Here is a 12,436-nt window from a genome sequence, read left to right as displayed (position 1 = left end):
CTAGCGTAGTGGTCCACAGGCATGGTTCCGGCACGACGACGAGAGGATGGGCCCGCGATGTCACCCCGGGTGCGTTCCACGCTCGCCGTCGCGGTGGTGCTCGGCCTGTCCGGACTGCTGTTCACCGTCAGCGCGCAGCTCGCCCCCGACGACGAGGCGCGGCACGCCGAGGACCTCGCGTCCGTGGTCGCGGACGAGTCCGAACGTGTCGAGGAGCTGTCGACCGAGGCAAGCGCCCTGAACGACCAGATCGCCGGGCTGACCGACACGGTGGACGAGGACGTCCCGACCCGCGGCGGCGACCTCCGCCGGCGGGAAGCGGTGGTGACCGGCACCTGGCCGGTGAGCGGACCCGGGCTGAGCGTCGCGCTCGAGGACGCGCCGTCGTCGTCCCTGGAGATCGAGAACGCGGTGGCCGACGACCTGGTGGTCCACCAGCAGGACGTCCAGCACGTCATCAACGCCCTGTGGGCTGGCGGGGCCGAGGCGATGACGCTCCAGGGGGAACGCGTCACCCCGACGAGCGCGTTCCGGTGCTCGGGCAACATCATGCTGCTGCACGGCAAGGTGTTCTCGCCGCCGTACGTGGTCGAGGCGATCGGCGATCCGGACGCGCTGCAGGCCGCTCTCGACTCGTCGCCCGGGGTCGCCATCTACCAACAGTACGTCGACTGGATCGGCCTGGGCTACGCCGTCGACCGCTTCGAGTCCACTGACATGCCGGCGTACTCGGGCGGCCAGGACCTGCAGTACGCGGAGGTCCCGGACGGGACGGACGTGTTCTCGTGAGGCACGCGAGCCGACCGGCGGCCCGCCGTGGCGGAGCGTTCGGCGCCGTGGTCGGCGTGATCGGCGAGCTGCTCATCACCGCGGGGGTGTTCCTCGGTCTGTTCGTCGTGTGGCAGCTGTGGTGGACCGACGTGCAGGCCGAGCGTATCCACACCCAGGTGCTCGCGGACCTCGACTGGACGGAGCCGCCGCTGGAGGTGCCGGACAACGAGCTCGAGGGACCCGTCGTCGCCCCCGAGTACCGGGACGACCCGCCGATCATGGACGCGCCGGACTACGCCGAGGTCTTCGCCCAGTTCTACGTCCCGCGCTGGGGCGCCGACTACGTCGAACCCGTCGCCGAGGGCATCGACAAGGCGGAGATCCTCGACCGCCTCGGGATCGGGCACTACCCGGACACCGTGCTGCCGGGCGACCTGGGCAACTTCTCCGTGGCCGGCCACCGCACCACCTACGGCAGGCCTTTCCACGGGGTCGCGGACCTGCAGGAGGGCGACCCGATCGTGGTCCGTACCGAGGACACCTGGTACGTGTACCGCGTCACCGAGCACGAGATCGTCTGGCCGCAGCAGGTCGAGGTGGTCTCGCCCGTGCCCGGCCTGATGCCGGGTGAGCCCGTGCCGGAGCTGACCGAACGGTTCATCACCCTGACGGCGTGCCACCCGATGTACTCCGCGGCGCAGCGTTACATCGTCCACGGGGAGTTCGACTACTGGGCGCCGGTGGACGAGGGCACGCCCGCCGAGCTGATCGACGCCGGCGTCGAGATCCAGGCACTGGCCGACCACGACGCGGGGGTGCGATGATGTACGGCCTGCTGTGGCACGCGCTGCCGGGTCCCGTCTGGCTGCGGGTGCTGCTCGTCCTGATCCTGTTCGTCGCGGCCGTCTGGGTGTGCTTCGAGTGGGTCTTCCCCTGGTTCTCCGAGTACGTCCCCATCAACGACAACACCGTCGAGGCGCACGCACCATGACCTCCATCCTCGTCGTGGACAACTACGACTCCTTCGTCTACACGATCGTCGGCTACCTCGATCAGCTCGGCGCGCGCACCACCGTCGTGCGCAACGACGCCGTGCCCGAGCCCGACGCCGAGGGTCGCTTCTGGCACGAGGACGGCACGGCGTACGACGGCGTCCTCGTCTCCCCCGGCCCGGGCACGCCCCACGACGCCGGCTCGTCGGAGGACGTCATCCGGGCGTGCGCCCGGTCGGCCACGCCGATGCTCGGCGTCTGCCTCGGGCACCAGGCGCTGGCGGAGGTCTACGGCGCGACCGTCTCGCACGCCCCCGAGCTCATGCACGGCAAGACCAGCCGGGTGGAGCACAGGGGGACCGGGGTGCTCGACGGGCTCGGGACGCCGTTCACCGCGACGCGGTACCACTCGCTGGCGGTCGAGCCGCAGACCGTGCCCGGCGAGCTCGAGGTGACCTGCTCGACGGCGTCGGGCGTGGTCATGGGACTCCAGCACCGGGACCTGCCGCTGCACGGGGTGCAGTTCCACCCCGAGTCGGTGCTCACCGAGGGCGGTCACCGGCTGCTCGCGAACTGGCTGGCCGTGTGCGGTGACGCCGCCGCCGTCGAGCGCTCGGCCGGCATGGCCCCGCTGGTCCACACCGCCTGAGCCCCGGCACCCCGCGCCCCTCGTCCCGCGAGGTAGGCAACGCACTCGCGAGGTAGGCAACGCACTCGCGAGGTAGGCAACCCTCCCGCGAAGTAGGCAATACCCCGCTGAGATAGGCAACCCTCGCGCGAGGTAGGCATGATCCGCGCGAAAGGTTGCCTCCGTGGGCGCAGTGTTGCCTACCTCGCGATGCCCCGCTCTACCTCGCGAGGGGTTTGCCTACCTCGGGAGGTCGTGCGCTACCTCGCGGAAGCGCACGACCTCGCCGGGGAGAGCCGGGGAGAGCGGGCAGATCAGTCGGTGGCCGGCGGCTCGACGGGCAGCGAGGCGTCGCCGCCGCCGTCGTCGTCGCTCTCGTCATTGCCGACGTTGGGGTCGTCCGGCTCCGGCGTGGCCCCGCCGGTGCAGTTCTGGCCCTGGGCACCGGTCGAGACGGTGATGGTGACCTCGCTGCCGGCCTCCACCTCGGTGCCGGCGGGCGGGTCCGACGCCGAGACGTAGCCCGGGCAGTACTCCTCCGAGCCGGCGGTGGTCTGGCGGGCGTTGAGGTTGGCCTGGTTGCCGAGCGCGGACTGGGCCTCGTCGGCGGTCATCCCGACGACGTTCGGCACCTGGACCATCTCGGCCTCGGGCTCCTCGCCGATGGTCAGCGTGACGCGCTGGTCCTGGGTCACGGAACCAGCCTCGGGCGACTGGTTGACGACGTTGCCGACGTCGGCCTGGTCGTCGACCTCCTGACGTTCGGTCGAGTAGTTCAGACCGAGCTCGTCGAGCCGGGATTCGGCCTCGGACTGGGACAGCCCGATGAGGTCGGGCAGGTCGACCTGGCCGTTGGAGATGGTCAGGTTCACCGAGTCGCCGGGGTTCACGGCGTTCTCGGGGGCGGGGTCGGTCGAGATGACGTGGTCGGCGTCGACGTCGGCGCTCGCCTCCTCGGTGATCTCGCCCTCCTCGAGACCGGCCTCCTCCAGCTCGCTGCGCGCCTGGTCCAGGCTGAGCCCGGTGAGGTCCGGCATCGCGAAGGTCTCGGGGCCGCCGGAGAAGTACACGTCGACCGTCGAGCCGACCTCCACCTCGGTGCCGGACTCGGGGTCGGTCCGCGTCAGCGTGCCCTCGGGCTCGTCCGACTCGTCGTCGACCCGTTCGGCGAACCCGAGCCCGACGTCCTCGAGCTCGCGCTCGGCCTCCGCCCGGCTCATGTCGGAGGTCAGCTCCGGGACGGCGACCGTCTCGGGGGCGCTGTCGTTGTTCAGGAGCAGCATCGTGATGATGGCGCCGAGCGCGAGCACACCGATGGCGATGAGGGTCCACATCAGACCCTTGCGGCTGGGCTTCTCCTCCTCCTCGGGCGGAGCGCCGCCGGCGGCTGTCTGGTCGGCCGGCAGCCCGGTGGCGCCCCACGGGGACTGAGAGGGGTCCATGACCTGGGTGGACGTCGGGTCGTTGCCGAGCACCTGCGTGGCGGCGTACCCGGCGCCGAGGCCCGCGGCGGCGGCCCCGATGGCCGGCGCGCCGACGGCGCCGCCCCGCATGGCCGACTCGAGGTCGCTGCGGAACTCGGCGGCCGAGGAGTACCGCTGGTCGCGGTCCTTGGTCAGGGCCTTGAGGACGATGCGGTCGAAGACGTCCGGCACGTCGCTGGCGATCTCGCTGGGACGCTGCGCCTCCTGCCCGACGTGCTGGTACGCCAGCGCCACCGGGGAGTCGCCGACGAACGGCGGGCGGCCGGTGAGCAGCTCGAACAGCACGCAGCCGGTGGAGTACAGGTCGCTGCGCGCGTCGACCTGCTCGCCGCGGGCCTGCTCGGGCGAGAGGTACTGGGCGGTGCCGATGACGGCCTGCCCCTGGGTCATGGTGGCGGCGGAGTCCGCGACGGCGCGCGCGATGCCGAAGTCCATCACCTTCACCGCGCCGGTGGGGGTGATCATGACGTTGGCGGGCTTGATGTCGCGGTGGACGATGCCGGCGTGGTGGGAGTACTCGAGCGCGCTGAGGATGCCGACGGTGATCTCCGCGGCCTCCTCGATCGGCACCGCCGCACCGTCGGCGAGGATGTCGCGGACGGTGTGGCCCTCGACGTACTCCATGACGATGAACGGGATGTGGACCTGCTGCCCGCCGGCGTCGGTGGCGGTGTCCTCGCCCGTGTCGTAGACGGCGACGATCGCGGGATGGTTCAGCGCGGCGGCGGACTGCGCCTCGCGGCGGAACCGGGCCAGGAAGGACGGGTCGCGGGCGAGGTCGGAGCGCAGCACCTTGATCGCGACGGTGCGCCCGAGGCGCGCGTCGTGACCGATGTGCACCTCGGCCATGCCTCCGCGGCCGATGAGCTCACCGACCTCGTACCGGCCCGCGAGTACTCGGGGGGTATTCTCCACCACTCAGTCGTCCTTCTCGGTCGTGGCCGCGCTCGCGGAGCGCGGCGGGTCTGGGCACATCATCCCAGAGTCGGGCACGGTCATCGCCCGCAACGGTGCGGGCCGTGTCGTCAGTGCTCCGGCGGTGACCAGGGCCGCCGCGGCGGCCGAGTCGTCACCGCCGCCCCCGGTCAGAGCACTCACCACGGTAGCCACCAGGAGCACCCCGAGCAGTCCGAGGAGTGCGAGCAGCGGCCAGGAGAAGCGTTGCAGCGGTCCGAGCCGGCGCCCGGTCGTCGTGGACGACCGGGTCGTCCCGGCCCCCGCTCCGGCGTCGGCGCGGGTCCGGGGTTCGCCCTGGACGGGCGTCGTGCGACCGGGTCCACCGTGCAGGTCGCGGCGCGCGGGGTAGGTGCGGCCGGGTTCGGCGTTCCGCCGGGCGGCGCGGGTGGCCACGGGTTCCGGGGGCGGGGACGACGGCGTGCCGGCGGCCCGTGCGGTCCGTGCGGGGGACTCGACGGAACCGGCCGACGGTGTGGCGCGGGCGGGCTCGGACCGGGCGTGGCGCACGGGTGCGGGGCGGCCGGCCCGGGCTGCCCGGCGGGCGGATCGTGAGCGTGCTCCGAGCGGGTCCTCGGCGATCTCGACGGCGAGCGCGTCCAGCTCGTCGGCCAGCGCCTTGCCCGACGCGGGCCGCTTGCTCGGGTCCTTGGCGAGCATCCGCATGATGACGTCGTTCAGGCCCGGGTGCACCGCCTGGGGCAGCGGCGGGACGGCGTTGTTGACGTGCGCGACGGCGATGTCGACCGGCGTCGACCCGGTGAAGGGGCGCTTGCCGGCGGTGGCCTCGTAGGCGACGATCCCGAGCGCATAGAGGTCTGACGCCGGGGTGGCGGCCTGGCCGACGGCCTGCTCCGGGGAGAGGTACTGGGCGGTGCCCATGACCATGCCGGTGGCGGTCATCGTGGCCTGGTTGGCGGCCAGGGAGACGCCGAAGTCGGTGATCTTCACGCCGCCGTCGTGCTCGAGCAGGATGTTGCCGGGCTTGACGTCGCGGTGGACGACCTCGGCGACGTGCGCGTGGTGCAGGCCGCGGGCGGTGGCCGACAGGATCGGCAGTAGCTTGCGGGGTGCGACGACGGGTTCGCGCTCGAGGAGGTCGGACAGGGGCTCGCCCAGCACCAGCTCCATGACGAGGTATCCGGCGCCGTCCTGCTCGCCGTAGTCGTACATCTGCGCGATGTTGGGGTGCGACAGGGCGGCGCTGTTGCGGGCCTCGGTGCGCAGTCGGCGCAGGAAGTCCTCGTTGCCGGTGTACTCCTCGCGCAGCACCTTCACGGCGACGTCGCGGCCCAGGTAGCCGTCGTCGGCGACCCACACCTCGCCCATGCCGCCGACGGCGATGCGCCGCGTGAGGCGATAGCGCTCGCCCAGGGAGATGCCCACCGCAGGTCTCATCCGTTCAGCACCGCCTCCATGACCGCCTTGGCGATCGGCGCGGAGACGCGCCCGCCGGTCGCCTCGGAGCCCATCGCGCCGCCGTTCTCGACGACGACCGCGACGGCCACCTGCGGGTCGTCGGCGGGGGCGAACCCGGTGAACCACACGTGCGGCGGCTCGGAGTTGTCGCCGTGCTGGGCCGTGCCCGTCTTGCCGGCCACGGAGACGCCGGAGATCTGCGCCGCGGTGCCGGACCCGCTCTCGACGACGCTGACCATCATGTCGGTGAGCTCGTCGGCGGTGCTGGAGGAGATCGCCCGGCCGAGAGCGTTGGCGCGGGTCTCCTCGACGACCTCGAGCTCGGCGTCGCGGATGCGGTCGACGGAGTAGGGCACCATGACCTCGCCGCCGTTCGCGATGGCGGCCGACGTCATCGCGACCTGCAGCGGGGTGGTGTTCACGCTGCCCTGGCCGATGCCGGACAGCTCGACCTGGGCGGTGGTCATCGCGTCGACGTCGGGGTCGTACTGGCTCGCCGACGTGGTGAAGGGGACGTCGTACGGGCTGCCGAACCCGAAGGCCTCGGCCTGGGAGTTCATGTCGTCGGCGCCGAGCTCGCCGGCCAGCCCCAGGTAGGCGGTGTTGCAGGAGATCCGCAGCGCGTCGGCGAGGGTCATCTCCCCCGAGGACGCGCAGGACGTGCCGGCGAAGTTGCCGACCTGGGTCTCCGTCTGCGTCAGCGTGTAGGTCGAGGGTGCGGGGATGACCGTCTCGGGCGTGTAGTCGCCGCTCTCGAGCGCCGCCGCGGTGGTGACGAGCTTGAACGTCGACCCCGGCGGGTAGAGCGTGTTGGTCGCCCGGCTGATCAGCGGGTCGTCGTCGTCGTTCACCAGGTCGAGGTAGGCCTGGTTCGCCTCGCTGGTGCTGTGGGTCGCCAGGTCGTTCGGGTCGAACGTGGGCTTGGAGACCAGCGCCAGGATCTTGCCCGTGGAGGGTTCCAGGGCGACGACGGCGCCGCGCTGGTCGCCGAGGGCGTCCCACGCCGCCTGCTGTGCGGCGGGGTCGATGGTCAGCTCGACGGCGGAGCCCTGCGGGTCCGAACCGGTGAGCAGGTTGGTCAGCCGGTCCACCCACAGGGCGTCGGCGGAGCCCGCGAGGAAGTCGTTCTCGGCCTGCTCGATGCCGGACGTGCCGCTGACCAGCGAGTAGTAGCCGGTCAGCGGGGCGTACAGCCGGCCCTGGGCGTACTGGCGCTGGTAGTTCCACTCGTCGTCGACGGGCACGGAGTCGGCGATCGCGTCGCCCCCCACCACGATCGGGCCGCGGTCGGTGCCGAACTGGGCGTACAGCGACCGGGCGTTGCGCGGGTCGTCGTTGAGGGACTCGGCCTGGAAGTACTGGATCCAGGTGGTGGAGACGAGCAGCGCGAGGAACATGACCATCACGATGGAGGCCAGCCGACGGGTCGTGATGTTCACCGGTGCTCACCTCCTGGCTGGTCGTCGGGATGGTCGAGGCGTTCGGTCGGTGCGGACGACGCCGGACCGGTGCCGCCGTCGGGCACGTCGCGGTCCGCGACACGGCGGCGCGGCAACGGCGAGCCGGAGGCCGGGGTCCCTGCGGCGGGCGTGCCGGCGGCCGGGGTGCCCGACGGGCCGCTGCGCGGGCCGGACGCTGCGCCGTCGGACGTGCCGCCGTCGGACCCCGCCCCGACGAGGACGGGCTCGGGCTCGGCCCGGCCGGGCGAGACCTGGCCGCGCACCGGCAGGTCGGACGGTCTGCGGGCCTGGTCCGAGATGCGCAGCAGCAGCGCCACCACGATCCAGTTGGCCAGCAGCGACGACCCGCCCTGCGCCATGAACGGCAGGGTCAGGCCGGTCAGCGGGATGATCCGCGTGATGCCGCCGACGACCACGAAGATCTGCAGCGCCATCACGAACGCCAGGCCGCCCGCGAGCAGCTTGCCGAAGCCGTCGCGTACCGTCACGGCCGTCTTGAGGCCGCGCTGCACGATCAGCAGGTACGTCAGGAGGATGGCGGCCAGCCCCGTCAGACCGAGCTCCTCGCCGAGGGCGGCGTAGATGAAGTCGGAGTAGGCGTAGGGGATCTGGAACGGACGGCCCTCACCCCAGCCGGTGCCGAACAACCCGCCGTTCGCCATGGAGAACTGCCCTTGGACGAGCTGGAACGACCCGCCGATCTCGCGGTCGTAGTACTCGGCGTCGAACGGGTGCAGCCAGACGTCGACGCGGGCCTGCACGTGCGGGAACAGGCGGGCGGCGGCCAGCGCACCGACGGCGAACAGGGACAGACCCAGCAGGATCCAGCTCGAGCGGGCGGTCGCCTGGTAGAGCATGGCGACGAACAGGCCGAAGAACAGCAGCGAGGTGCCGAGGTCGCGCTGGAAGACCAGCACGACCAGCGAGGCCGCCCAGACCACGAGGATCGGCCCGAGGTCGCGCAGCCGCGGGAGGTGCAGGCCCAGGACCTTGGGACCGGCGAGCGCGAGCGTGTCGCGGTTGACCACCAGGTAGCCGGCGAAGAACACGGCGAACGCGATCTTGGCGAACTCCGCGGGCTGGAGGGAGAACCCGCCGACCGAGATCCAGATGCGTGCGCCGTTGATCTCCTCGCCGAGCCCGGGGATCAGCGGCAGCGCCACGAGCAGCAGGCCGACCAGCATCGCGATGTACGTGTAGCGGCGCAGCCACCGGTGGTCGCGCAGGATCCACAGGAGCGTGAACGCGACGACGGCGCCCAGCAGCGACGCGCTCATGTTCCCGGCGGCGTCCGCGGGAGCCATGCCCGCGGAGTCGGAGATCTCCAGACGCCAGATCATCGACAGGCCGATGCCGTTGAGCAGCACCACCGCGGGCAGGATCACCTGGTCCGACCAGGGGGCGCGCAGCCGCAGGACCACGTGCGCCACCAGGGCCGTCAGCCCGAGCAGGCCAGCACGCCACCAGAAGCTCTCCGGCAGCTCGCCGCGGATCGACAGCCCCACCATGGCGTACCCGCCGACCCCGCCGCCGAGGGCGAGGATCAGCAGGAAGATCTCGGCCAGACGCAGCGGCCTGCGCTGGCGCGGTGTCACCGCGGGGGTGTCAGCGCTCACGCCTGCGCCTCCTCGGAGCCGGCGCCGCCGCCGTCGCCGCCGCGCCCGGTGGGCGTGGGGGACGGTGCGGGGCTCGGGCTCGTCGACGGCGACGGGCTGGGGGTCGGGGTCGGGGTGGGAGTCGGCAGGGCCTCGTCGATGAGTGCGTCGGCGCGGGCGCGGGCCTCGGACTCCGAGGAGGCGCGGATGGTGCCGTCGAGGCGGTCGACCCAGTACGCGGGGAGCTCGTCGACGGCGGTGCCCGTCCAGTCGACGGGGTGCGAGAGCGTCAGGGGCCCGGCGTCCTGCGGGATGCCCTGGAACACGGCGACCTCGCCGTCGGCGACGCCCACGTAGTACTGGTCCTGGGTCCACCCGTACGCCCACCAGCCGCCGTAGCCGAGGCCGCCGAGCACCAGGATCGCCACGAGCACGCCGATCCAGGGACGACGGCGGGGGGCCGGGCGGACGTCGTCGTCCTCGTCCTCCTCGTCGTCGTCCTCGCGTGCGGGGGCCGGTGCCTCGTCGTGCGTCGCGGTGTCGTCGCGGTGGGTCGGCGCGGGGGCGTCGTGCGTCGCGGCGGCGCCCACGACCTGCGAGGCGGCCGCCGCGTCGTCGGCCTCCACGTCCACGACGTCCGCCACGACGACGGTGATGTTGTCCGTGCTGCCCGCGGTCATGGCGAGGGTGATGAGCAGGTCGGCGGCCTCGTCCGGCGAATCGCACTCCACGAGCACCTGGGTGATCTGCTCGATCGGCACGAACCCGGACAGCCCGTCGGAGCAGAGCAGCCAGCGGTCGCCGGCGCGCGCCTCCCGGATCGACATGTCCGGGGTGAGGTCGACGTCGAAGTCGCCGAGCACCCGCATGACGACGTTGCGCTGCGGGTGGGTCTCGGCCTCGTCCGGGGAGATGCGGCCGGTGTCGACGAGGTGCTGGACGAACGTGTGGTCCACCGTGACCTGGTTGAGCACCTGGTCGCGCAGCAGGTAGGCGCGGGAGTCGCCGAGGTGCGCCATCGCGAGGGTGTTGCCGGAACGCAGCAGCGCGGTGACGGTGGTGCCCATCCCGGCGAGCTCCGGGTCGGCCTCGGACGCGTCGACCAGGTCCTGGCGGGCCTGCTCGACGGTGTGCTCCAGGTCGGACAGCGCCTGCTCGGGACCGTGCTCCGGGGTGTCCAGGGGCGCCAGGGCGGCGATCGCCAGGGCGGAGGCGATGTCGCCGCCCGCGTGGCCGCCCATGCCGTCGGCGACGACGAGCAGGTTGGGTCCGGCGTACGCCGAGTCCTGGTTGTCGGACCGCACGAGGCCGACGTCGGACCGGGCGGCGTAGCGCAGGGCGAGGCTCACGCGCTCACCCCTGCAGCTCGACGACGGACCGGCCGATCTGCACGCCGACGCCCGGCGGCAGGTGGGTGGGTGAGGAGAGGCGCTGGTCGCCGATGTAGGTGCCGTTCGTCGAGCCGAGATCCTCGACGTACCACTGGTCCCCCTGCGGGAAGATGCGGGCGTGCCGTGACGACGAGTAGTCGTCGTCGAGCACGAGGGTGCAGCTCGGTGCCCGGCCGATGAGGATCGACGACGTCGACAGCGGCAGCGTGGTGCCGGTCAGCGGGCCGGCCGTGACGACGAGCCGCGTCGGACCCGAGCGCCGGGGCGGGGGCGGGCTGCCCGCCGAGGCGGCCGGGGCGGACGACGACGAGCCGCCGTCGGACCGCTGGCGACGGGCCGCCCGCACGGATCGGGACCCCATGTCGCGGCGCAGCACCGCGATCGCGGAGAGCACGAACACCCAGAGCAGCACCAGGTAGCCCAGCCGCAGCAGGGTGAACGTCAGCTCGCTCATCCTCGGGAGATCACCAGTCCTCGCTCGAGCGTCCGGCGGAGGACCCGGTCCAGAACATGATGCGGGTCCGTCCGATGGTCAGGGTGTTGCCGTCCAGCAGCGTGGCGGCCGGCACCTGGTGGCCCTCGACGAAGAGGCCGTTGGTGGAGCCGAGGTCGGTGGCGATCACGCCCTCGGGGGCGACGCGGATCTCGAGGTGGCGGCGGGACACGCCCGGGTCGTCGACGACGATGTCGGCCTCGGCGTCGCGGCCGATGACCGTCACGGGCCCGGTGAGCAGGTACCGCTGCCCGTCGATGTCGATGAGCGGGTGCCGGGTGCTCGGCGCGGGGTTCGTGGCGGGCGCGACGTTGCCGCGCACCGTCGCCGCCCGCACCGTGAACCGGCCACCGGTCAGCTCCGAGTGCTCCTCGAACGAGACGCTCACCGGGCCGACGAAGGCGTAGTGCTGCGTCGCCGCGTACTCGGTGAGGTTGGTCGCGAGCTCGTCGGCGAGCGGCTCCGCACCCCAGGACTGCACCTGGGCGAAGTCGCTCGGGGCGAGATCGATCGTGAACTCGTTCGGCGCCACCGTGCGGTCGTGACCGACGACGGCGGCACGGTCGTCGATCTCGCGCCGCAGCCGGCTCGCCAGCTCGACAGCCTTGACCTCACCGCGTCCCACCTTGGAGAACGCGTTGTTCATCAGTCGCTCGACGCTCTTCTCGAAGCGGTCCAGCGCTCCCATGCCACCTCCTCCCGTCGGCCCGCACGTGTCGCGGGCAGACTATCCAGATCGTAGGCAGCAGCGCACCACCCGCGCCCACGAACCTGTGGATTTCGTGCGAATCCCTCGGGCAGAGGTGGCCCTCCAGGTCACGGGGCGGTCACGACGCGACCCCTCCGCGGTCGGTGTGACGCACGTCCCCGCCCGACGACGCCGAACGGGTTGGGATCGCAGGGCCGGTGCGTGCTAATCTGCTCCGGCAAGCGCGAGTGGCGGAATAGGCAGACGCGCACGGTTCAGGTCCGTGTGCCCGAGAGGGCGTGGGGGTTCAACTCCCCCCTCGCGCACCGCAAGGTAGTTCCCGAAATGGGGAGCCACCAGTTCCCGAAACCCTCGGCCGGAGCGATCCGGCCGAGGGTTTCGTCGTTCTTGCCCGACGGCGGTGGCCGGGTCACGGAAGCCGGGGCGCACCAGAGTCTCCACTGAACCCGGGGCGCAACAGGTTCCGACTTCAGGTGGCGGCAGATTCCGGGACGACAGTGAGAACTTGGCCTCAGCAAGCGCCCGCCGCGACCGTCTCGA

General features: G+C 72.2%; 11 protein-coding genes and 1 tRNA gene. 5 read left to right on the top strand and 7 right to left on the bottom strand.

What is annotated here, in order from left to right:
• The first annotated feature begins 57 nt into the window (after positions 1–57).
• The 4 genes from HDG68_RS06620 to HDG68_RS06605 are packed head-to-tail and all read left to right on the top strand — an operon-like array spanning position 58 to position 2,412.
• On the top strand, positions 58–789 hold the full coding sequence (locus HDG68_RS06620) for a DUF881 domain-containing protein (protein ID WP_172150483.1): 732 nt from the start codon (positions 58–60) through the stop codon (positions 787–789).
• A complete protein-coding gene (locus HDG68_RS06615; protein ID WP_172150481.1) occupies positions 786–1,595 on the top strand; it encodes a class E sortase in 810 nt (269 codons plus the stop codon). The genes HDG68_RS06620 and HDG68_RS06615 overlap by 4 nt, the downstream gene beginning before the upstream one ends.
• The gene (locus HDG68_RS06610; protein ID WP_172150479.1) at positions 1,595–1,762 is read left to right on the top strand and encodes a hypothetical protein; all 168 of its coding nucleotides are present in this window, start codon (positions 1,595–1,597) and stop codon (positions 1,760–1,762) included. Before HDG68_RS06615 ends, HDG68_RS06610 begins: the two co-directional genes overlap by 1 nt.
• Positions 1,759–2,412 carry an aminodeoxychorismate/anthranilate synthase component II gene (locus HDG68_RS06605; protein WP_172150477.1) on the top strand — a complete coding sequence of 218 codons (654 nt, stop codon included), beginning with the start codon at positions 1,759–1,761 and terminating at the stop codon, positions 2,410–2,412. Before HDG68_RS06610 ends, HDG68_RS06605 begins: the two co-directional genes overlap by 4 nt.
• 293 nt (positions 2,413–2,705) lie before the next feature.
• On the opposite strand, the gene pknB is transcribed toward HDG68_RS06605, so the two are convergent.
• The 7 genes from pknB to HDG68_RS06570 are packed head-to-tail and all read right to left on the bottom strand — an operon-like array spanning position 2,706 to position 11,875.
• Complete coding sequence (gene pknB, locus HDG68_RS06600; protein WP_172150475.1) at positions 2,706–4,793, bottom strand: Stk1 family PASTA domain-containing Ser/Thr kinase; 2,088 nt, start codon at positions 4,791–4,793, stop codon at positions 2,706–2,708.
• Positions 4,794–6,227, bottom strand: coding sequence for a serine/threonine-protein kinase (locus HDG68_RS06595; RefSeq protein WP_172150473.1), 1,434 nt, complete (start codon positions 6,225–6,227; stop codon positions 4,794–4,796).
• Positions 6,224–7,687, bottom strand: coding sequence for a penicillin-binding transpeptidase domain-containing protein (locus HDG68_RS06590; protein WP_172150471.1), 1,464 nt, complete (start codon positions 7,685–7,687; stop codon positions 6,224–6,226). The genes HDG68_RS06595 and HDG68_RS06590 overlap by 4 nt, the downstream gene beginning before the upstream one ends.
• Positions 7,684–9,324 (bottom strand): FtsW/RodA/SpoVE family cell cycle protein, encoded by a 1,641-nt coding sequence (locus tag HDG68_RS06585; RefSeq protein ID WP_343037459.1) that lies wholly within the window; start codon positions 9,322–9,324, stop codon positions 7,684–7,686. Before HDG68_RS06585 ends, HDG68_RS06590 begins: the two co-directional genes overlap by 4 nt.
• Complete coding sequence (locus HDG68_RS06580; protein ID WP_172150469.1) at positions 9,321–10,652, bottom strand: protein phosphatase 2C domain-containing protein; 1,332 nt, start codon at positions 10,650–10,652, stop codon at positions 9,321–9,323. The genes HDG68_RS06585 and HDG68_RS06580 overlap by 4 nt, the downstream gene beginning before the upstream one ends.
• A 4-nt stretch (positions 10,653–10,656) precedes the next feature.
• Positions 10,657–11,148, bottom strand: coding sequence for an FHA domain-containing protein FhaB/FipA (locus HDG68_RS06575; RefSeq protein ID WP_172150467.1), 492 nt, complete (start codon positions 11,146–11,148; stop codon positions 10,657–10,659).
• A gap of 10 nt (positions 11,149–11,158) precedes the next feature.
• Complete coding sequence (locus tag HDG68_RS06570) at positions 11,159–11,875, bottom strand: FHA domain-containing protein (protein ID WP_172150465.1); 717 nt, start codon at positions 11,873–11,875, stop codon at positions 11,159–11,161.
• Between the two features lie 242 nt (positions 11,876–12,117).
• Between HDG68_RS06570 and HDG68_RS06565 the strand changes: the two genes are divergently transcribed.
• Positions 12,118–12,201: transfer RNA gene (locus tag HDG68_RS06565), tRNA-Leu, on the top strand.
• The last annotated feature ends 235 nt before the right edge of the window (positions 12,202–12,436 follow it).

This window comes from Isoptericola chiayiensis, assembly GCF_013149805.1.
In the GTDB taxonomy this organism is placed as follows: Bacteria; Actinomycetota; Actinomycetes; order Actinomycetales; family Cellulomonadaceae; genus Isoptericola; species Isoptericola chiayiensis.
The sequence above is the reverse complement of the archived record's forward strand: the minus strand, read 5'-3'. Positions and strand labels throughout refer to the sequence as shown.

Bases quoted from the DNA above. Each gene is read 5' to 3' on its own strand.
- HDG68_RS06620 (WP_172150483.1), top strand. From the start codon at position 58: ATGTCACCCCGGGTGCGTTCCACGCTCGCCGTCGCGGTGGTGCTCGGC.
- HDG68_RS06610 (WP_172150479.1), top strand. From the start codon at position 1,595: ATGTACGGCCTGCTGTGGCACGCGCTGCCGGGTCCCGTCTGGCTGCGG.
- HDG68_RS06605 (WP_172150477.1), top strand. From the start codon at position 1,759: ATGACCTCCATCCTCGTCGTGGACAACTACGACTCCTTCGTCTACACG.
- HDG68_RS06595 (WP_172150473.1), bottom strand. From the start codon at position 6,227: ATGAGACCTGCGGTGGGCATCTCCCTGGGCGAGCGCTATCGCCTCACG.
- HDG68_RS06575 (WP_172150467.1), bottom strand. From the start codon at position 11,148: ATGAGCGAGCTGACGTTCACCCTGCTGCGGCTGGGCTACCTGGTGCTG.
- HDG68_RS06570 (WP_172150465.1), bottom strand. From the start codon at position 11,875: ATGGGAGCGCTGGACCGCTTCGAGAAGAGCGTCGAGCGACTGATGAAC.